At 61.9% G+C, this 22488-nt stretch carries 13 protein-coding genes; 9 read left to right on the top strand and 4 right to left on the bottom strand.

The window, feature by feature from the left end; genetic code table 11:
- Positions 1–1395: 1395 nt before the first annotated feature.
- The 4 genes from F2P44_RS23855 to recA all read right to left on the bottom strand — a co-directional run bounded on the left by F2P44_RS23855 (position 1396) and on the right by recA (position 8164).
- On the bottom strand, positions 1396–3630 hold the full coding sequence (locus tag F2P44_RS23855) for an RHS repeat-associated core domain-containing protein (protein ID WP_167090004.1): 2235 nt from the start codon (positions 3628–3630) through the stop codon (positions 1396–1398).
- Positions 3627–6251, bottom strand: coding sequence for an RHS repeat domain-containing protein (locus F2P44_RS23860; RefSeq protein ID WP_167090007.1), 2625 nt, complete (start codon positions 6249–6251; stop codon positions 3627–3629). Before F2P44_RS23860 ends, F2P44_RS23855 begins: the two co-directional genes overlap by 4 nt.
- Before the next feature lie 362 nt (positions 6252–6613).
- The gene (recX, locus tag F2P44_RS23865; RefSeq protein ID WP_099874960.1) at positions 6614–7069 is read right to left on the bottom strand and encodes a recombination regulator RecX; all 456 of its coding nucleotides are present in this window, start codon (positions 7067–7069) and stop codon (positions 6614–6616) included.
- A 15-nt stretch (positions 7070–7084) separates the two neighbouring features.
- Entirely contained in the window at positions 7085–8164 is a 1080-nt protein-coding gene (gene recA / locus F2P44_RS23870) for a recombinase RecA (protein ID WP_054264835.1), read from the bottom strand.
- Positions 8165–8339: 175 nt separating this feature from the next.
- On the opposite strand from recA, the gene F2P44_RS23875 reads away from it, so the two are divergent.
- The 9 genes from F2P44_RS23875 to F2P44_RS23915 all read left to right on the top strand — a co-directional run bounded on the left by F2P44_RS23875 (position 8340) and on the right by F2P44_RS23915 (position 22480).
- Positions 8340–9050, top strand: a complete 711-nt coding sequence (locus tag F2P44_RS23875) for a response regulator (RefSeq protein ID WP_167090009.1) — start codon at positions 8340–8342, stop codon at positions 9048–9050.
- On the top strand, positions 9047–10564 hold the full coding sequence (locus F2P44_RS23880; RefSeq protein ID WP_370662743.1) for a sensor histidine kinase: 1518 nt from the start codon (positions 9047–9049) through the stop codon (positions 10562–10564). Before F2P44_RS23875 ends, F2P44_RS23880 begins: the two co-directional genes overlap by 4 nt.
- Entirely contained in the window at positions 10564–10860 is a 297-nt protein-coding gene (locus F2P44_RS23885) for a DUF4212 domain-containing protein (RefSeq protein WP_167090011.1), read from the top strand. The genes F2P44_RS23880 and F2P44_RS23885 overlap by 1 nt, the downstream gene beginning before the upstream one ends.
- Complete coding sequence (locus F2P44_RS23890; protein ID WP_167090013.1) at positions 10857–12905, top strand: VC_2705 family sodium/solute symporter; 2049 nt, start codon at positions 10857–10859, stop codon at positions 12903–12905. Before F2P44_RS23885 ends, F2P44_RS23890 begins: the two co-directional genes overlap by 4 nt.
- Before the next feature lie 123 nt (positions 12906–13028).
- Positions 13029–15185 carry an alpha/beta hydrolase family protein gene (locus tag F2P44_RS35750; protein WP_229423716.1) on the top strand — a complete coding sequence of 719 codons (2157 nt, stop codon included), beginning with the start codon at positions 13029–13031 and terminating at the stop codon, positions 15183–15185.
- Between the two features lie 107 nt (positions 15186–15292).
- Positions 15293–17308, top strand: coding sequence for a S9 family peptidase (locus F2P44_RS23900; protein WP_229423717.1), 2016 nt, complete (start codon positions 15293–15295; stop codon positions 17306–17308).
- 107 nt (positions 17309–17415) lie between these two features.
- Positions 17416–19503 carry a S9 family peptidase gene (locus F2P44_RS23905; protein WP_167090015.1) on the top strand — a complete coding sequence of 696 codons (2088 nt, stop codon included), beginning with the start codon at positions 17416–17418 and terminating at the stop codon, positions 19501–19503.
- A 15-nt stretch (positions 19504–19518) separates the two neighbouring features.
- Complete coding sequence (locus tag F2P44_RS23910) at positions 19519–19884, top strand: MmcQ/YjbR family DNA-binding protein (RefSeq protein ID WP_167090017.1); 366 nt, start codon at positions 19519–19521, stop codon at positions 19882–19884.
- Between the two features lie 148 nt (positions 19885–20032).
- Entirely contained in the window at positions 20033–22480 is a 2448-nt protein-coding gene (locus F2P44_RS23915) for an acylase (protein ID WP_223165094.1), read from the top strand.
- Positions 22481–22488: the final 8 nt, after the last annotated feature.

Genomic DNA, 22488 nt, shown 5'->3' on the forward strand with positions numbered 1-22488 from the left:
ATGCGCCCTGCATGCCGTCAAGGGTGCGCTACGCCGGCACGCGCGCAGCGCGCGCCGCCCTTGACCGCACTCCGGGACGGTAGAACCTCACAGCATAGCCGATGTCAAGTTTCACCGGAAACGTCATTGGGCCAAAATTTTGAAATTAATAAAAACCCTAGCAGCAAAAAGAAAGCGGCGCCAGTCCAGGAAATAACGTCAATGCATGTAGAGTCGAAATTGCACATTGTCTTTAGCGGTTGGCTTCGTGGGGCTAAGCCCAACAGAATCGCTATGACCATTCCCCAAGTCACGCGGAGAGTCCGGCCGACACCGTTTGCAGTCCATTTCAATTCGGTCGAACATTTTCGACAGACAAACGTTCTTTGAACTGAATAACGAGAAAAAAATATTTTCTTGGGTACTGGAGTACCACAAACCGGACAATTTTCAGATTCCATCATCTTAACCTTACTTAATCGTACATATCTCCGCTGCTTTGCATTGGTTGATACAAGCAGCGTACCCAACACCGCACGCTGCGTCTATGCGTTTCCCAGCAAAGTAACCCGCCCCCCACCAATCGCACCACCAATACCGGCGCCGATCGGGCCGCCAAACGATCCTATGCCTACTCCGGCAGCGGCTGTCCCGACCACCGCGCCGGTTCCGCCAACTTGCTCGCAGGTTTGCTTCGCGTCTTCACATGCCTGACAGTTTTTCGGTGCCGGCTTTATGGGCTCAATGCCGTTTATAGTGGAACTTTACGCGGCGGCGGAAACGTGATGTTGCCAAACTGCGTGGATTCCCCACTCCTCGCCCCGCCCCCAAGGGCGGGGAAGTCCTTGCCGCCGGACGGGCTCGCGGGCCGGATGCCAACCCCGCATCCAACCCTAAGCCCTTGAGCGTAAAGGATTTTTCAGTGCCGTCAAGGGTTCGCTGCGCCGGGCTATGCCCGCCCTTGACTGCACCGAAAATGCCGTTGCGGTTGGGCCCCTCCAACCGACAACGCCCCCAGAAAGGGCAAAGTGCGGCTTGTCAACTTCCACTCGAAACGACATTGGGCCACGTGCGGGTCGGTTGACGGGCACGGCGATTAAATCCACACCCTGTTAAGTCCTTGAATGTAAACGTATTTTCAGGGCGACCGGCACGGCACGCAGGACTTTTGTATAACGAGGTGAGTTTAAGGTGGAAACCGTCCCACTACCGCAATATATATAAATAAGAAAAATCCAAGCGGCAACGTAAGAAGGATCGCTAGGGCCGTATCTAACGAAACCGTCCGAGATTCATTGAAAATGGAAATTATAAAATATATCCATATCACTCCTCCAGCTATTCCAATGACCCCACAAACCAAGCGTTGAAAGACGCTAGCTTTATCTTTCTCCCTTTTCGTGCTGTTCATATTCCCTACTTATAAGCATCTGAACTGCGTTGACAGGCCATAGCGCAGCCGACTGCGGTACCAACTCCCCATGCACCCATTACTCCTCCTGCCCAAGTACACGCAGTAGTGGCTTTCTTGCTCGAGGCTGCTGCTACCCCAGCAATACTAACTGCTCCCCCTGTAGGGGTAGACCACCACGGGTTGAAGGCGCCAACGCACGCGTTCATGCATGATCCCCACGTCGGACTTCCAGGCGGCTTAGGTGCGTTCCAGCAGATTTCGCTATAACATTCCTCTCCGCATCGTTTTCCATCGCAGTACCAAGTATCCTTGAGCCCAAATGGATCTTTTCTTGTAAGGGGTTTGTTCATAACGTAAGTGTACGTATTAATACCCCCTTTCAGTCCGATAGGATCTGACTGCACGTAACGCCCCGTCTGCGGATCATAATCCCTATGGTAGTTGTAAAACAGGTTAGTAGTTCGATCATAATATTGACCTGGCATCCGCAAATTGAATGTAAAAGTGCCTAATCCGCTGAAATTTTCGGTCGGCGGTGTCAGTCCGAACGGATCGCCATTGTCCCAGCGCCAGACAATCTTGTTGTCGAGCGGGCGCGTGATCATCCGTGGCGTTCCCATATGATCCGGATGAATATGGAACACGTTAACCGCCGTGCTTTGGGCGGGTGCCGTTCCCGTCACTGTCTGGGTCAGCACTGCCACCGGCAGGTTGCCCAAATACACCGTCTCGCGCGACGCCTTGCCGTTGACATAGTTGTACTCACCTACCAACTGTCCTTGTTCATCATAGACGAATATGCCGCCACCGTTAGTTTGGAAGACACGCTGATCCAAACCGTTGAACAGCTGGTGGGCGGTGACCGCACCATTCTGAAGGCGATACGGGCGGCCCCGTCCACTGTAAGTGACGACGAGCGTGCCATCAGTCGTCAGATCACCCGCGCCATTATAGGTATTCGTTTTGGCCGACCCAGGACCGGTGGTCGCGCTCAGCTTATTGCTGAGAGGGTCGACCGTGTTCGTGTAGCTGTTCGCCCCGAAGCCAGCCTTGATGCGGTTACCGGTAGCGTCATAAGCGTAGGTCTGAGTGGTGCCGTTGCCGCTGTAGCTGGTCAGGCGATCCAGTTCGTCGTAGCCGAAGGTCTGGTTCAGGCTGGCAGGGCTGGGCGCTGTACCGCTGCCGGTATGGGTGTACCCCTTGATGCGGCTGGCGGCATCGTAATTGACCGTGCGTACAACGCCGTTCGCCGAAGGGCTTCCCAAGGTATAGCTGCTGATCCGGCCATCGAGGTCGTAGGTGCGCACATGCGCGTACTGGTTTGCTGGAGCGCTATTGCCCCATGTCCAGCCGGTGGTGCCGCCAAACGGTGCGTAGGTGATATTGTTCAGCAAAACAATGTTTTCGGTGCTCGTGTCGGTACCGTTGGCTTTCACCGGGTTCAGCGTGATGCTGGCGACCTGGCCCACATCGTTGTAGCTATAGTTAACCCGGTTCCCGCTCGGGTAGGTCACGCTCGCTTGCCGGCCGGCCGCATCGTACGCATAGACAAGCGTATGCGTGTTGGTGTAGCTGCCCAAGCCGGTCGTGGTCTGGGCTTTGGTCGCGAGCCGCCCGAATGCGTCATAGGTATACGTCGTATAACCCGATTCATCCGTCATCCGCGTCATTTTCCCGGCCGCATTCGGGGTCGGGGTAGCACCGCCGTCATATTCGAACGTGGTGCCGACGGTGCCCGTATAGACGATCCGGGTCAGGCGGTTGAGCGCGTCGTAAGAATACGTATTGAGCATACCGCGACCGTCCGTGCTCGTCTTCAGGTTGCCGGCAGCGTCGTAGGTCGATTTTGTGAGGCCCGTGTCGGGGCTTCCCAGCTCGCTGCGGTTGCCCAGTCCATCAACAGAGTAACGCGTCTCCAGGTTGCGCGGATCGGTGACCGTCGCCACTTGGCCGATGCCATCGTAACCGTACTTGATGGTCGGACGTGCGCCGTTAGTCTGCGGCTGCTCCACCTGCTTTACACGGCCGAGCGGGTCGTAGGTCTGGTTGGTCACACGGCCGAGCGGGTCGTTAACCTCCGTCAGGTTACCGCCCAGGTCGTACTTGTAGCCGGTGGCCGCTGCCGGCACCGACTGCGCTGAGGCGACGGTTCCGGTATAGGCACCCAGCAGTGGGGTATAAGTCATGACAACAATTAATGCGCCGGACGTCAAACGGCTGAAGATACGGCGAGTCATTGTGCAGCTCCGGTTTGGCTCGTCAGACGGCCGATAGTGTCATACGTACGGGTAATCTGGCGTGCAAGGTTACCCTTGGGGTCACGCACTTCTTCCTTGATCCTGTTGCCCGTGAGGTCGAGCGTGTACACGATGCTCTCGCCGCGGTTATTGGCGACGGAGGTGAGCCGGTGGGCCACGTCGTAGGTATAGGTCGTGACGCTGTTGTCGGGGAAGGTGACCGTCCTGACCTCGCCCGAAGGGGTGTAGTCGTACGTCGTGGTCTGCGTGGTCGTGCCGTTCGATACGGCTTGCGAAGCGACCCATCCGCGCGGGGTGTAGCTCAGCGTGGTCGTGACGCCGTTCGGCGCGCGAATCGTGCGAACATGGCCATGACCGTCGTAGTCCGAGAATGTCGTCTCCTGTTTGGCGGCGTTGGTTACCTTGACCAGATAGCCGGTGAGCGCATCATAGTCATACTTGGTGAGGTCGACGATATCGGTACGCGGGCCGGTCACGGTGTGCAATTGCCCCACATTGTTGTACGTGTATGCCCATTTCCGGGCGCTGCCGGTCAACGGCGCGTTCAATCCTTGCGCACCCGTCAGGTCAGTCGTGGCCTGCTCGGTCTTGGTGAGAACATTGCCGGACGCGTCGTATTCGTATTTCGTAACACGCTTGGGTTCGGCGATGGCTTCCGGCTGCGTGAATTGCGCGTGCCATTTGGTCGTGGTTTTACGCATTGGCAACGCGAGCGTTTGCGCGCTCAGCAGCGAGGTGCAAGTGGCCGTCGAAACGCCTTCAATCCGTGTCGTTTCAAGATTGCGTGCGGTATCGTATGCGAAGCAGCTGTAGTTGCTGTTGAAATCCTTCGTCATCGTGACGTTACCGGTGGTGTCATACACACGTTCGGCAATCGTGCCGCATTCGACGCACGGCGCGCTAATAGCCGTCAGTTGGGCAATACCTAGCATATATTTCTTACTGTAGGTACGCTCCGTCGTCCGCACATTCTCGGCCGGGCCGACATAATGGGTTACTGTTGCAGGTGTGTCTTTACCATCGACATAGGCAACCGTTACCTTTTCAATGCCCTCGCCCAGTTGCGACGAAGTCGCCCGGCCCCCACAGTCATACGTCCAGTTGATGTGGCGCTGGTCGTTTTCATCAACCAAACCGGTCATCATATTGGAAAACACCTCGTGACCGAAACCATTTCCAATGACCGCCCAACGAAGATCGCACGCCTTGCCGTTATTAATTTTACTTGCTTCATTGTAAAAATAAGTTTGACTTTTACCATCGGGATAAATCACCTTGGTCAGATTGTTTGCCCTGCACGCTACGGTCTTTTCATTGCCGGGAACGCAGCCGCCCGATGGGCCATCATATTCGTAAAGATAAGATTGCTTCGCCGGATCGATCATTTCGCCAACCCGCCCTCCCGCATCGTATCGGAACTGAAGCTGGAGGCCCCAATGGTTGGTAACACACAGCAAGCGACGTGCTGGGAGAACGGCACCAGGATGGGCGTTCGCGCATTCAGGCGCGCTAGCGGGAAAACGACTGACTGCGGTGTCGTTGCTGACGCCGTCACTGTAGGTCAATTTTTTTGTCAACCCAGTGCGCTCGGTGATCGAAAGCAGCAGTCCAGATTTGTCAAACCGTTCGGTACTGTCGTTTTTGGCGTTGTAAAGAACCCATTCCTGGACAGCGAGATTGTCCGGCGACATGACTGCCGAGAGCTTGTCGCTTACGTCTGCAGTGCTTTTATAAGCGCCGGAGGTGTCACGCGTGAAAACAAATCGCTTGCCATCTGAACTCTTGATTGCCATCTGCTGAGGAATTGGATTGACGTTATCCACATAGAAGCTGCAATCGACCAGACCAAAGGTAAATTTCCAGCATTTGTACATCGTTTGCTCGCTACGCGGCTCTTCTGCCTTGAGCGATTTATTGTAGGAGTGCGTCCACCTAACGCCGAATCCCCTGACAGAAAACGGGTCCGTCAAGGTTAGAGAACTATTATAAATACGCTCCAGCGTCAGATCACTTGACGATTTGGGCGCTTGATAGTCGGTGATCGCATGCCACATATTCCCGTTAACCGGAGTGATCGGTTGGCCGACACACCCCTTGCAATTTTGCCCTACATTACCGCCATTTGCGCCCTGATTCTCAAAAAACTCACCGCTTTCACACTTGTCAGTCGGTGGATAATAACGCAAATTGTGTATCTCAAGACACACTAGCCGGCTACGCATCATTTCCTCGCCATAGCCAGCTTTCCTCACACACTTTCCCTCAACATTCATAAAACCTGGATCGAGTGATCTGGTCTTACCTTCCGAGCTAACGATTCCACCAATAGAGCTTCGATGTGCCCATGCGGAACCTGCGCCCCACGCATAAGGACAGGCAGCATTTTTATTTGCTTCCGCGAGGCGAAGATCCCATGCGGGTGCCTCATCTGAAAATATGTTTTTGGTTGAAATATAATATTTGTACGGCCCAACATAATTCTTTATTTGGGCGTGTGCACTGGCTGGAAAATAAAAAAACAGGACCCCGATGCATCCGTAAAAAAATCGACGCATCAGAGTTCGCGCGTCATACGACACGCCATCAAGAGAGAAAAGCATTTCATTCCCACATCTATTAACAAGATAACATTATCCCATAGATAACAGAAGATGGTTCGTTTTGGAACTATTTTTTGCCTTAAATTATTACTGTTGTTGATTGGCTACACGGCAGGAGCAGAGCCGGCTGATCTCAGGGGCAGCGCAACCAATGGGGAAGGGAAGGCAAACAGGGCGAAAAAGCGTAGCGCCTTCCACCGTTGAGGAGTATGACGGGCGTACCACCCCGGCATACGGTGAAAGGCGCTCCGCTTTTCCGCCCAAGGGCATGGCCCGCAGACGTGGCGCCAGCGTCGCGGCGCACTTGCTCACGCTCGGGCGCCGGGGAGGCGGCAAGCGGAACAGCAATTCAAAGAAATTACCTAGTCATCGTCCGGATCGCGCCCCTGCATCGCCGCCCTGACCGCGCGCTGGGAAAAACCCCGCTGCATCAGGAACCGCATCTGCTTGTTGCGCTCGGCGGGATCGCTCGCCACCGTGCCGAATTTGCGCTGCCACACTTCGCAGGCGCGCGCCGTTTCGCTGTCGGCCAGCCCGGCCTTCAACTCTTGCAAGGCTTCGCCCTTGACCCCGTGACTTTGCAGCTCGGCCATGATGCGGCTGTTGCCGAAGCGCGCGGAGCGGCGGTGAATCAGGGATTCGGAAAAACGTTCCTGCGACAGCCAGTTGTTTTTTTCGAGGAAATCGAGCAGGGCGTCGACGTCGTCGCCCTCCTCCGCATGGCGCGCCAGCTTGCGCCCCAGTTCAAGCCGGCTGTGCTCGCGCATCGAGAGATAGCGCAGGGCACGGCCTTTCAGGCTCAATTGGGGTGCTGCCATCGTTGCCGCCGCCGATTACTCGGGGACTGCTTTCAGTTTGGCGACCTTGACTGGCTCCTCGCCAGGCACCGGCGGCAGCTCGCGCACGCCCAAGGCCACGCGCACCTTGTTTTCGATCTCGCGCGCCAGCGCCGGACGCTCCTTGAGGAAGATGCGCGCATTATCCTTACCCTGGCCGATACGTTCGCCGTTGTAGCTGTACCAGGAACCCGACTTCTCGACGATCTTGTTATCCGCACCCAGATCCAAAATCTCGCCTTCGCGCGACGTGCCTTCGCCATAAAGGATGTCGAAATGCGCTTCCTTGAACGGCGGGGCGATCTTGTTCTTGACGACCTTGACCTTGGTTTCGTTACCGATGACTTCGTCGCCGGACTTGATCGAGCCGGTGCGGCGGATATCCAGGCGCACGGAAGCGTAGAACTTGAGCGCGTTACCACCGGTGGTGGTTTCCGGGCTGCCGAACATGACGCCGATCTTCATGCGGATCTGGTTGATGAAAATAACCAGGGTATTGGTGCGGTTGATCGAACCGGTCAGCTTGCGCAGTGCCTGGGACATCAGGCGTGCCTGCAAACCCGGCAGGGAATCGCCCATGTCGCCTTCGATCTCGGCGCGCGGGGTCAGGGCCGCCACCGAGTCGATCACGACCAGGTCGACGCTGCCCGAGCGCACCAGCGCATCGGTGATTTCCAGTGCCTGCTCACCCGTGTCCGGCTGCGAAATGAGCAGTTCGGACAGGTTGATGCCCAGTTTTTGGGCGTAACCGACGTCCAGCGCGTGCTCGGCATCGATAAAGGCGCAGGTGCCGCCCAGTTTTTGCATTTGTGCGATGGTCTGCAGGGTCAGGGTGGTTTTACCCGACGATTCAGGACCGTAGATCTCGACCACGCGGCCGCGCGGCAAGCCGCCGACGCCCAGCGCGATGTCGAGGCCGAGCGAACCGGTCGAGACGACCTGCACGTCTTCCACGGGCGCATTGGCGTCCATGCGCATGACGGAGCCCTTGCCGAACTGCTTTTCAATCTGCGCGAGAGCGGCGGCCAGCGCCTTGCCCTTCTCGCCAGCATTTAATACGGTTTTTTTATCATCCATAATTTTCTTTCAGTCCAGAGAATGGTCCAGATCACGGGCAGAAGTCACGTCACAGACACCACTGTACAAATAAACAGTGGTTTATGCAAGCGGCACGTGACCCCGATTCAAAAAAATTCCCGGCGTTGCGCCAAATGAAACACAATAGCCCTTACTTAGACGTTCCGGTGCCCCCATGCGTATTTTACTTGCCGAAGATGATAGCGTGCTTGCCGATGGATTGACGCGCTCCTTGCGCCAGTCCGGCTACGCCATCGATTGTGTGAAGAACGGACAAGAGGCCGATACCGCCCTGTCCACCCAGGAATTCGACCTGCTGATCCTCGACCTCGGCCTGCCCAAGCTGTCCGGGCTGGAAGTGCTGCGCCGCCTGCGCGCGCGCGCTTCCCTGCTGCCGGTGCTGATCCTCACCGCGGCCGATTCGATCGAGCAGCGCGTCAATGGCCTCGACCTCGGCGCCGACGATTACATGGCCAAGCCCTTCGCCCTGTCCGAACTCGAAGCCCGCGTACGCGCCCTGACCCGGCGCGGCGCCGGCGGCGGCGCGGCCGTGGTGCGCCATGGTCCGCTGGCCTACGACCAGGTCGGTCGCAGCGCCTATATCAATGACCAGATGCTCGACCTGTCGGCACGCGAACTGGGCCTGCTGGAAATCTTGCTGGCGCGCGCGGGGCGCCTGGTATCCAAGGAACAATTGGTCGACCACCTGTGCGAATGGGGCGAGGAAGTATCCAACAACGCCATCGAAGTGTATGTGCACCGCCTGCGCAAGAAGATCGAGGTCGGCGGCGTGCGCATCGCCACCGTGCGCGGCCTGGGCTATTGCCTGGAAAAATACGCCGACGCACCCCGCGCCAGCCTCGACGCGGGCGTGGAATCGAAGTGAGCGTGCGCGACGCCTCCCCGGCCGCGCTCGATCCACCCGACGCCCTCTATGTACCACCCGGCGCCGAGCCGGACGAAAACATCCAGCATTCCCTGTTCGGCGAAATCCTCGACTGGATGCTGGCCCCGCTCCTGCTACTGTGGCCAATGAGCATCGCCATCACCTACCTGGTGGCCAAGTCGATCGCCAACGAACCCTTCGACCGCGCCCTGGAAGACAGCATCACCGTGCTGGCCCAGGAGGTGCGCGAAATTGACGGCAAGGTGTTTTCGCGCCTGCCCGGCAGCGCGCGCGACATCCTGCGCGCCGACGATGTCGACCAGGTGTATATCCAGATCATCGGCCCGCGCCGCGAACACATCGACGGCGACCGCGACCTGCCGCTGCCGCCCGACGAGGAACGCCTGCGCAACGGGCGCGTCCATTTCCGCAACGAGCTGATGCACGGCACGCCGGTGCGCATCGCCTTTTCCTACGTCAACCTGCGCCCGCTGGCCAAGCGCGGCGACGAGCCCTACGCGGCGCTGGTGCAGGTGGCCGAAACGCTGGACAAGCGCGCCCAGCTCGCCAATGAAATCATCAAGGGCGTGATCCTGCCCCAATTCATCATCCTGCCGATCGTGCTGGCCCTGGTCTGGCTGGCCCTGGCGCGCGGCCTCTCGCCGCTGGCCCAGTTGCAGGAACGCATACGTGCGCGCCGCCCGGACGACCTTTCGCCGATCGATTCGCGCCAGGTCCCGGAAGAAATTTCGCCCCTGGTCGGTTCGCTCAACGACATGCTCGAACGTCTGTCGCAAACCATCGAAATGCAAAAACGCTTCATCGCCGACGCCGCCCACCAGATGAAAACCCCGCTGGCCGGCATGCGCATGCAGTCCGAACTGGCGCTGCGCCAGCTCGACCCGGAAGAAATCCGGCGCTCGCTCGAACAATTGGCCAAAAGTTCCGAGTCGGCCACGCGCCTGGTCAACCAGCTGCTGGCCCTGGCGCGCGCCGAAAACCAGCCCAACGCCGGCCTGGCCTACGAAGAACTCGACCTGTGCGAGAGCGCGCGCGAGACCGTGCAGGACTGGGTGCAAGCCTCGTTCGCCCATCGCATCGACCTGGGCTTCGAACAGCCGGAGCAGCCGGTGCTGATCGCGGCCAACCCGATGATGCTGCGCGAACTGCTCTCCAACCTGATCGACAACGCCCTGCGCTACACCCCGGCCGGCGGCAGCGTCACCGTACGCGTGCGGCGCGAGGCCGAGCTGGCCATCCTGGAAGTCGAAGATAGCGGCCCCGGCATCGCCCCGGACGAACGGGCCCACGTGTTCGAGCGTTTTTACCGCATCCTCGGCAACAGCGCCCCCGGCAGCGGCCTGGGACTGGCCATCGTGCGCGAAATCGCCCAGCAGCACGGCGCCACCATCGACATCTTCAACAATCCGCGCAGTGGGCAAAAAAAGGCGCCCGGCTGCCAGTTCCGCCTGAGCTTCCCGCCGCCGCGCGTCACCGACGAGGAGGGCGACTGATGGAAACGAACGCCCTGGCCGAGCAGCGCCGCCGCCTCGTGGCCGCGCGCCGGGTGCACTGGCGCCGCACGCGCCGCATCACGGCCATCCTGCTGCTGCTGTGGCTGGCCAGCGGCTTTTGCACGGTTTTTTTCGCGCGCGAACTTGCCAACTGGTCGCTGTTCGGCTGGCCGCTGTCGTTCTACCTGGCGGCCCAGGGCGCTTCGCTGGTCTACCTGGCCATCCTCGGCATCTATGTGCTGGCCATGCGGCGCGCCGACCGCCGTTTCGTCGCTGCCCTGAAGGATGCCGCATGAGCGCGCCCAATTCCCTGTTCCGGCGCCTGAGCCGCTATTACCTGTGGTACACGGTGTGCTTCATCGCCTTCGTGCTCTCGCTGGCCCTGCTCGAACGCGAAGGCATGCCGCGCGTCTGGCTCGGCTACCTGTATATGTTCGCCACCATCGTGCTGTATGCGGCCATCGGCGTCATCAGCCGCACCTCGAACGTGACGGAATATTATGTGGCGGGGCGCCGGGTGCCGGCCCTGTTCAACGGCATGGCCACCGCGGCCGACTGGATTTCGGCGGCCAGCTTCATCAGCCTGGCGGGCGGCCTGTACCTGCACGGCTTCGACGGCCTGGCCTACATCATGGGCTGGACCGGCGGCTACTGCCTGGTGGCACTGCTGATCGCGCCCTACCTGCGCAAATTCGCCCAGTACACCATCCCCGACTTCCTGGCGGCGCGCTACGGCGGCGGCGCCGGCGGGCGCGGCGGGCCGGTTCGGGTGATGGCGGTGGCCGCCACCATCATTGTCTCGTTCACCTACGTGGTGGCACAGATTTACGCGGTCGGGCTGATCGCCGCGCGCTTTACCGGGGTCGATTTTTCGGTCGGTATTTTCCTGGGACTGGCCAGCATCCTGGTGTGCTCCTTCCTGGGCGGCATGCGCGCCATCACCTGGACCCAGGTGGCGCAGTACATCATCATTTTGGTGGCCTTCCTGCTGCCCACCATGTGGCTCTCGCTCAAGCATGCCGACAACCCGGTGCCGCAGGTGGCGTACGGCACCGTCTTGCCCAAGCTGGCCGCGCGCGAGGCCGAACTGGAACGCGACCCGCGCGAGCGCGAAGTGCGCGCCATCTTCGCCCAGCGCGCCGGCTACTACCAGGCGCTGGCGGCAAGCCTGCCCGCCTCATGGGAAAACGGACGCCAGGATGTGCAGCGCCGCCTCGACGCAGTGCGCCTGCGCAATGCCGCGCTGGGCGAGATCCGCGCCGCCGAACGCGCCGTGCTGGCCTGGCCCAAAAGCGCGGACGACGCCGCGCGCAGCTGGAATGCGGCGCGCGCGGCCAACCTGGCACGCGCGCGGCCGCCCCAGCCGCACGCCACGCCCTTTCCCGGCGCCGACCGCGCCGCCTCCGACATCCGCCGCAATAACTTTTTGGCGCTGGTGTTTTGCCTGATGCTGGGCACGGCCGCGCTGCCGCACATCCTGATGCGCTCCTACACCACCGCCTCGGTGCACGACACCCGCGTGTCGGTATTCTGGACCCTGTTCTTTATCCTGCTCATTTACTTGTCCATCCCGGCGCTGGCGGTGCTGATCAAGTACGACCTGTACAGCGCGCTGGTCGGCACCAAATTCACGCAGCTGCCCAACTGGATCAGCTACTGGGCCAATGTGGACAAACTTAATCCCCTCATCAGCATTGCCGACATCAATGGCGACGGCATCGTCCAGCTGGCCGAAATCGCCATCGACGGCGACATGCTGGTGCTGGCCACGCCCGAAATCGGCGGCCTGCCCTACGTGATTTCAGGGCTGGTGGCGGCCGGCGGGCTGGCCGCGGCCCTGTCCACCGCCGACGGGCTGCTGCTGGCGATCTCGAACGCGCTCTCGCACGACTTCTACTACAAGGTGATCGATCCGGGCGCCTCGACCCAGAAACGGGTCACCATTTCCAAGCTGCTGCTGCTGGGGGTGGCCTTCATCGCCGCCTACGCCGCCTCGCAGAAGCCGGCCGACATCCTGTCGCTGGTGGGCGCGGCCTTTTCGCTGGCGGCCTCGACCCTGTTCCCGGCACTGGCGCTGGGCGTGTTCTGGAAGCGCGCCAACCATGCCGGCGCGCTGGGCGGCATGGCGGCCGGCTTTTGCGTCTGCCTGTACTACATGCTGCACACCAACCCCATCCTCGGCGGCAGCGCGGCCGGCCAGTGGTTTCATATCGCGCCCATGTCGGCCGGCGTGTTCGGGGTGCCGGCCGGGGTACTGGTACTGGTCGTGGTCAGCCTGCTGACCAAGGCGCCGGACGCCCGTTCGGACGGCCTGATCGACCACTTGCGCGCGCCCGAATGACGAATTGTCGCGACAACGCAGCGCCGTCGCGAAGCGCACTGGCACAGCCCCCGGCAAGCGGCTAGGATTGAGGGCGCGGATTCGTTTCGCCCTCCTTCACGCTTCCCAGTCTATCGAGGCACCATGTCGAACACCCTCCTGCCCTTGCTGCGCGCCGCGCTGCTGTGCGTGTGCGCCCTGACCGGCCCCGCCTTCAGCGCCGATGCGCCGCCGGCGCCACCGCCGATCGCCGACTTCTTCGACAACCCGGCCTTCAGCGATGCCATTCTTTCGCCCAACGGCAAGTTCCTGGCGGTGCGCTATTCCAACGACAACAAGCGCGACCGCCTGATCGTGATCGAACTGGCCACCAACGCCGTCAAGGTCGTGGCCCAGTTCACCGATCGCGACGTCGACCAGTTCGAGTGGATCAACAATGACCGGCTGGTGCTCGATTCGACCGACAAGACCGTCGGCCCGGGCGACGCGGTCTACTGGCCCGGCCTGTTCGCGGTCAACCGCGACGGCAGCAATTTCAGGCAACTGGTGCAGGTCAGCGGCAGCTTTGTCCAGGAGCACGGCGTGGCCCGCAACGTCTTGTCGGCCAACCATTTCCTGGTCAGGCAAAAAGGCGCGCAACACTCGGACGATGTGTACGTCATCAATTCCAAGCGCGACGGCATCGATGAAACCGGCGACCTCAAGTACGTCAACCTGATCCGCGTCAACACCGTCACCGGGCGCAGCGAAACGGTGCGCCGTCCGGGGCTGGCGCGCGGCTGGCTGCTCGATCACAAGGGCGAGCCGCGCATCTGCGTCACGCTCGACAAGAATACCGAAGCGGTCTGGTATCTGGAGCCGTCCAGCAAGGAATGGCGCCAGATCGCCGCCTTCGACGCCTACCTGGGCGGCAAGGATGCCTTCTGGCCGCTCGCCTTCGCCCCCGACGGCACCTTGTACGTGCTCAGTGCAAAGGGCAAGGACAAGCAAGCGCTGCATACCTTCGATCTGACAACCGGGCAGCTCAGCGCCGAGCCGCTGGTGGCGCTGGCCGATTACGACTTCAGCGGCAGCCTGGTCACCACGCGCGACAAGCTGCTCGGCGTGCGCTACCTGAGCGACGCGCGCGCCACGGTGTGGTTCGACCCCAAAATGAAAACCCTGCAAGCAGCCATCGATGCCGCCCTGCCCGCCACCGTCAACCTGATCGACGTGCCAGCACGCGCCGAGGCGCCCTGGGTCCTGGTGCGCTCGTATTCCGACCGGCAGCCCGACCGCTACATCCTGTACAACCTCGATAGCGGCAAGTTCAATCCCGTTGGCAGCACCCATGAACGCATCGTCCCGGCCCGGATGGCCGAGCAGGAACTAGTGCGCATCACGGCGCGCGACGGCTTGCCGCTGCCGGCCTGGCTGACCGTGCCTACCGCTGTGGCTACCGCTGCGCCCACCGCCGTGCCTACCGCCGTGCCTACCGCCGTGCCCACCGCCGTGCCTACCGCCGTGCCTACCGCTGTGCCTACCGCTGTGCCTACCGCCGTGCCTACCGCCGTGCCTACCGCCGTGCCCAATGGAAAGCGCAAGAACCTGCCGATGGTGGTGCTGGTCCACGGCGGACCTTACGTGCGCGGCAACGAATGGGCCTGGTCGCCCGACAGCCAGTTCCTGGCCTCGCGCGGCTACGCGGTGCTCGAACCCGAGTTTCGCGGCAGCACCGGCTTCGGCACGAAGCACTATCGGGCCGGCTGGAAGCAGTGGGGCTTGAAGATGCAGGACGATATCGCCGACGCCACCAAATGGGCGATTGCCCAAGGCATCGCCGACCCCAAGCGCATCTGCATCGCCGGCGCCAGCTACGGCGGCTACGCCACCCTGATGGGGCTGGTGAGCGATCCGGCCCTGTACAAATGCGGCATCAACTGGGTCGGCGTGACCGACATCAACCTGCTCTACACGGGCCACTGGAGCTTCACCTCCGACATGAACAGCGCTTACCTCAAGTACGGCGCACCGACCCTGATCGGCGACCCGGACAAAGACGCGGCCCAGCTGCGCGCCACCTCGCCCCTGCTGCAAGCGGCGCGCATCACCCAGCCGCTGCTGCTGGCCTACGGCGCCGCCGACCGGCGCGTGCCCCTGTACCACGGCAAGAAATTTGTTGAAGCGCTCAAGGAACACAACCCCAACGTCGAATGGGTGGTGTACCAGGAAGAAGGCCACGGCTGGTCCCTGCCAAAAAACCGTATCGACTTCTGGGGCCGGGTCGAAAAATTCTTGCAGCGCCAGATCGGCACGCCCTGACACCGGCGCAGCGATAAGGCTGGCGTCAACGTTGGCAAAACGATAGTATTGACAGACTGGACAGGAAGCAACTGTCCGCTTTGCTTCCATCCTATCGAGCCGCCCCCATGTCCACCCGTTTTTCGTCCACCCTGCGCATTGCCGCCCTGCTCGCCTGCGCCCTGGCCATGCCCGTCTTCGGCGCCGAGGCCGCCCCGCCGGCAGCGCCGCCGATTGCCGACTTCTTCAACAACCCGGCCTTCAGCGATGCCAACCTTTCGCCCAGCGGAAAGTTCCTGGCCGTGCGCTTTTCCAACGACAACAAGCGCGACCGCCTGATCGTGATCGAGCTGGCCACCAACGCCATCAAGGTCGTGGCCCAGTTCGCCGATCGGGATGTCGACACCTTCCAATGGGTCAACGACGAGCGCCTGGTACTGGACACAACCGACAAGAGCATCGGTCCGGGCGACGCCATCTACGGCCCCGGCCTGTTCGCGGTCAACCGCGACGGCAGCAGTTTCAAGCAGCTGGTCCAGGTCAGCGGCAACTTCGTGCAAGAGCACGGCGTGGCCCGCACCACCTTGCCGGCCGACCATTATCTGGTCGAGCAAAAAGGCGCGCAGGCATCCGACGATGTCTACGTGATCAACCCGAAACGCGACGGCCTCGATGAAGCCGGCGAAATCAAGTACGTCAACCTGCTGCGCCTGAACACGCTGACCGGGCGCGCCGAAACGGTCAAGCGGCCCGGACCGGCCCAGGGCTGGCTGCTCGACCACAAGGGCGAACCGCGCCTGTGCATCGCACTGGAAAAGAATATCGAAACCATCTGGTATCTCGATCCGGCCAGCAAGGAATGGCGCAAGATCGCTTCTTTCGATGCTTTCCTGGGCGGCAAGGAAGCCTTCACGCCGCTGGCCTTCGGTCCGGACGGCACCCTGTACGTGCTGAGCGACGCCGGCAAGGACAAGATGGCGCTGCACACCTTCGACCTGGCCACCAACCAGATCACCGAAAAACCGCTGGTGGCGCTGGCCGATTACGACTTCAGCGGCAAGCTGATCACCTCGCGCGACAAGCTGCTCGGCGTGCGCTACCTGAGCGACGCGCGCGCCACCGTGTGGTTCGACGACAAGATGAAAACGCTGCAGGCCACCATCGACGCCGCCCTGCCCGCCACCGCGAACATGATCAATCCGCCCGCACGCCCCGATAGCCCGTGGGTGCTGGTGCAATCGTATTCCGACAAGCAACCCGAGCACTACGCCCTGTACAACCTCGATACCGGCAAATTCACCAATGTCGGCAGCACCCAGGAACGCATCGTGCCGGCCCAGATGGCCGAACAGGAACTGGTGCGCACCACGGCGCGCGACGGCTTGACGGTGCCGGCCTGGCTGACCGTTCCGAATGGAAAGCGCAAGAACTTGCCGATGGTGGTGCTGGTGCACGGCGGCCCTTATGTGCGCGGCAACGAGTGGCGCTGGTCGGCCGACAGCCAGTTCCTGGCCTCGCGCGGCTACGCGGTGCTCGAACCCGAATATCGCGGCAGCACCGGCTTCGGCAGCAAGCACTATCGGGCCGGCTGGAAGCAATGGGGCTTGAAGATGCAGGACGATATCGCCGACGCCACCAAATGGGCGATCGCCCAGGGCATCGCCGACCCCAAGCGCATCTGCATCGCCGGCGCCAGCTACGGCGGCTACGCCACCCTGATGGGCCTGGTGAACGATCCGGACCTGTACAAGTGCGGCATCGACTGGGTCGGCGTGACCGACATCAACCTGCTCTACACCGGCCACTGGAGCTTCACCTCCGACATGAGCAGCGCCTACCTCAAGTACGGCGCGCCGACCCTGATCGGCGATCCCGAAAAAGACGCGGCCCAGCTGCGCGCCACCTCGCCCCTGCTGCAGGCGGCACGCATCACCCAGCCGCTGCTGCTGGCCTACGGCGCCGCCGACCGGCGCGTGCCCCTGTACCACGGCAAGAAATTTGTCGACGCGCTCAAGGAACACAATGCCAACGTCGAATGGGTGGTGTACCAGGAAGAAGGCCACGGCTGGTCCCTGCCAAAAAACCGTATCGACTTCTGGGGCCGGGTCGAAAAATTCTTGCAGCGCCAGATCGGCACGCCCTGACACCGGCGCGGCGATAAGACTGGCGTCAACTTTGGCAAAACGATAGTATTGACAGACCGGACAGGAAGCAACTGTCCGCTTTGCTTCCACCCTATCGAGCCGCATCCATGTCCACCCGTTTTTCGTCCACCCTGCGCATTGCGGCCCTGCTTGCCTGCGCCCTGGCCCTGCCCGCTTTCGGCGCCGAGGCCGCGCCGCCGGCGCCGCCGCCAATTGCCGATTTCTTCGACAACCCGGCCTTCAGCGATGCCGTCCTTTCCCCCAACGGCAAGTTCCTGGCCGTGCGTTATTCCAACGACAACAAGCGCGACCGTCTGATCGTGATCGAACTGGCCACCAACGCCATCAAGGTCGTGGCCCAGTTTGGCGATCGGGATGTCTACAGATTCCAATGGGTCAACGATGAGCGTCTGGTACTGGACACAACCGACAAAAGCATCGGCCCGGGCGACGCCATCTACGGCCCCGGCCTGTTCGCGGTCAACCGCGACGGCAGCAGTTTCAGGCAGCTGGTCAAGATCAGCGGCAACTTCGTGCAAGAGCACGGCGTGGCCCGGGCCAGCTTGCCGGCCAATCACTACCTGGTAACGCAAAAAGGCGCGCAAGCGTCCGACGATGTCTATGTGACCAATCCGAAACGCGACGGCCTCAATGAACGCGGGGAGATCATGTATGTCAACCTGGTCCGGCTCAACACGGTGACCGGGCGCACCGAAACGGTCATGCGGCCCGGGCCAGCCCGGGGCTGGCTGCTCGACCACAAGGGCGAGCCGCGCCTGTGCATCACACTGGAAAAGAATATCGAAACCGTCTGGTATCTCGACCCAGCCACCAAGGAATGGCGCGAGATCGCCGCTTTCGACGGCTACCTTGGCGGCAAGGAAGCATTCAGGCCGCTGGCCTTCGGACCGGACGGTACCCTATACGTGCTCAGCGGCGCGGGCAAGGACAAGATGGCGCTGCACACCTTTGACCTGGCCGCCAACCAGGTCAGCGCAGAACCGCTGGTGGCACTGGCCGATTACGACTTCAGCGGCAGGCTGATCACCTCGCGCGACAAGCTGCTCGGCGTGCGCTACCTGAGCGACGCGCGCGCGACCGCATGGTTCGACCCCAAAATGAAAACGCTGCAGGCGACCATCGATGCCGCCCTGCCTGCCACCGTGAACATGATCAATCCGCCTGCGCGCCCCGACAGCCCTTGGGTGCTGGTGCAATCGTACTCCGACAAACAACCCGAGCGCTACACCCTGTACAACCTCGATACCGGCAAATTCAATTCCGTTGGCAGCACGCACGAACGCATCGTACCGGCCCAGATGGCCGAACAGGAACTGGTGCGCATCACGGCGCGCGACGGCTTGACGGTGCCAGCCTGGCTGACCGTCCCGAATGGCACAGCGGTAGGCACGACGGTAGGCACCGCGGTAGGCACAGCGGTAGGCACAGCGCCAGGCACGGCGGTAGCCAAGCGCAAGAATCTGCCGATGGTGGTGCTGGTGCATGGCGGCCCTTATGTGCGCGGCAACGAGTGGCGCTGGTCGGCCGACAGCCAGTTCCTGGCCTCGCGCGGCTACGCGGTGCTGGAACCCGAATATCGCGGCAGCACCGGCTTCGGCACCAAGCACTATCGGGCCGGCTGGAAGCAGTGGGGCTTGAAGATGCAGGACGATATCGCCGACGCCACCAAATGGGCGATTGCCCAGGGCATCGCCGACCCCAAGCGCATCTGCATCGCCGGCGCCAGCTACGGCGGCTATGCCACCCTGATGGGCCTGGTGAACGATCCGGCCCTGTACAAGTGCGGCATCGACTGGGTCGGCGTGACCGACATCAACCTGCTCTACACGGGCCACTGGAGCTTCGCCTCGGACATGAGCAGCGCCTACCTCAAGTACGGCGCGCCGACCCTGATCGGCGACCCCGAAAAAGACGCGGCCCAGCTGCGCGCCACCTCGCCCCTGCTGCAGGCGGCACGCATCACCCAGCCGCTGCTGCTGGCCTACGGCGCGGCCGACCAGCGCGTGCCCCTGTACCACGGCAAGAAGTTCCACGAAGCGCTCAAGGAGCGCAATCCGGATGTCGAATGGGTGGTGTACCAGGAAGAAGGCCACGGCTGGTCGTTGCCAAAAAACCGCATCGACTTCTGGGGACGGGTTGAAAAATTTCTGGGGCGCCAAATTGGCAGCCCTTGAAACGGTTCCACTGTCATGAACACGCAACAGTTACAACAACGCTGCCGCGAATTTCCGCATGCAACGCAATCCTTGCATCCGAGTCCAAGCAATATCCTGGTGTATGAGGTGGGCGGGAAAAAGTTTGCCTACTTCAAGACCAGTGAACCGGAAATGGGGCGTTTCAGCATCCGCGTCGCGCCCGACCAGTTCCTCGGACTGACCGGCATGCCTGGCGTGAAGCCGGCCCGCTACATGGGGCGCTTTCATTGGGTGACGATCGTCGACGTGCGCACTTTTCCGGCCGATTTCCTGGCCGAATTGCTGGCATGGTCGTACCAGAAAGCCCGCGCTGCGCTTAGCAAGGCACAGCTCGCTTCTCTGGAAAACGCGGCACGGTAAGGCGGGCGCCGGCGCCGGCCGGCTCCCCATTTCTACCACGCCCGCAGCAGTGGTGCAAAGTTATTATTTCTACAATTTTGATGTAATTTCGATATAAAATATCGCACTGCTGCGCCATCAATGTATCCAACACGAGACCGACATCTACATGACCATCCCATTCAAGACTCCCCACGCGCCGCGTTTGCTGGTGCTGGCTGCCGCTGTTGCCCTCGCCATGAGCGCCGGTTGCAACAACGAAGACAAAAAAGACGATCCCAAGAAGCCGAACGACCCGGCGCTGAAATACCAGGCCGAGATCAGCCGTACCTCGTTCGGCGTGCCGCACATCAAGGCCAACGATGAAGGCAGCCTCGCCTACGGCGTCGCGACCGCCTACGCGCAAGACAATGTCTGCCTGATGGCCGACGAATTCACTACCGTCAGCGGCGAGCGCTCGAAATACTTCGGCCCGACCGCGACGCGCCAGACCTCGGATATTCCGAACCTGCAGACCGATTTCTTTTACCGCATCATCAACGATGCCGACGCCGTCAAGGCGGCCTGGGACGCCCATGCGGCGCCCATGAAGGCGATGATCGAAGGCTACGTCGCCGGCTACAACGATTACCTCGACAAGACCGGCATGAACAACCTGCCGGACGCCTGCAAGAACGGCGCCTGGGTGCGCAAGGTCACCGAGGCCGACATGGTCAAGCTGCTGCGCCGCTACGCCGCCGAAGCCAGTTCCGGCCAGTTCATTCCCGCCATCGTGGGCGCCGCGCCGCCGGGCCAGAATACCTTGACCCCGGCCATCCCACCCAAGGCCGGCATGCATCCGATGGACCCCGACTACTGGACCGCGATGCGCGAACGCACCGGCAGCAATGCCGTGGCGCTGGGCAAGGATGCCACCGACAATGGCCAGGGCATGCTGCTCGGCACGCCGCACTTCCCGTGGCGCGGCGCGCTGCGCTTTTACCAGCTGCACCTGACCATTCCCGGCAAGCTCGACGCGATGGGCGCCGCCCTCGGTGGCATGCCGATGGTCAATATCGGCTTCAACCAAAACCTGGCCTGGACCCACACGGTCAACAATTCGGCCCACTTCACCGTGCACGCGCTGCCGCTGGACCCGTCCGACCCGACCAAGTACCTGTTCGACGGCAAGCCGCAGAGCATGGAGCGCAAGACCATCAGCATCGACGTCAAGGGTCCCGACGGCGTGGTGCGCCAGCAGTCGCGCACCTTTTACAGCAGCCAGTTCGGCCCGATGGTCGTCATTCCCGGCCAGCTCGACTGGACCGGCGGCATGGCCTACGCCATCAACGACGCCAACCTGGGCAATCACCGCATGCTGGAACAGTGGTACGGCATGAACAGCGCGCGCAGCCTGGATGAATTCAAGGCCTCGATCGACCGCACCGTCGGCCTGCCATGGGTCAACACCCTGGCCGTCGACAAGGAAGGCAGCGCCCTGTTCATGGATGTCACGGTGGTGCCGCACGTGAGCACCGCCAAGCAGAACGCCTGCGTGCCCGAGCCGTTCAAGCCGCTGGCCGCGCGCGGCTTGTTCGTGCTGCTCGGCGCCTCCAGCGCCTGCGCCCCCGGCACCGACAGCACCGCGCCCCAGCCCGGCATCTTCGCCGGCGCCAGCCTGCCGCGCCTGACCCGCAGCGACTACGTGCAAAACTCCAACGACAGCGCCTGGCTGTCCAACCCGCAAGCGCCGCTGGCGGGCTTCCCGGCCATCGTCAGCGTCGACAATGTCGAACAGTTCGGCCGTACCCGCCTGGGCATTTCGCAGGTGGAAAAACGCCTGGCCGGCACCGATGGCCTGGCCGGGCGCCGCATGACGGTCGCGCAGCTGCAGGGCCTGGCCCTGAGCAACCGCGTCTACTACGCCGAGCAGATCATGGACGACGTGCTGACCCTGTGCCGCGGCGACAAGGACGCCCAGGCCGCCGACGGCACCAGCGTCGACCTCACCAGCGCCTGCGCGCGCCTGAACCAGTGGGACCGCACCGTCAACCTCGACAGCAACATCGGCTACCTGTACTTCACCGGCCTGTGGGAGCGCATCGTGCGCGTGCCGGGTGTCTGGGCCGTGCCGTTCAACCCGGCCGATCCGGTCAACACCCCGCGCGGCCTGAACCTCGATAACATGGCCACCGCCAACACGGTGCGCCGCGCGCTGGCCTCGTCGGCGCTGGACGTGGCGCGCATGGGCGTGTCGCAAGACGCGCGCTGGGGCGACGTGCAGGTGGCCACGCGCGGCACCCGCCAGATCCCTATCCACGGCGGCAAGGGTACCGATGGCGTGTACAACGCGATCGGCACCGTCCCGGGCACCGACGGCAAGCTGGAAGTGATCTACGGCACCAGCTACATCCAGACCGTGTCCTTCGACAAGAATGGCCCGCAAGTGCAAGCCATGCTGGCCTACTCGCAATCGACCGATCCGGCCTCCAAGCATTACGCCGACCAGACCGAGCGCTTCTCGAAAAAGGAATGGATCACCCAGCCGTACACGGAAGCGCAGATCAAGGCCGATCCCGCGTTCTCGAGCATGACGGTGTCGCGCAAGGTGGTCGCCACCCCGAACGGCAAGCCATAAGCGGTCCG

Source organism: Massilia frigida, from assembly GCF_011682175.1.
GTDB classification, from domain to species: Bacteria; Pseudomonadota; Gammaproteobacteria; order Burkholderiales; family Burkholderiaceae_D; genus Telluria_A; species Telluria_A frigida.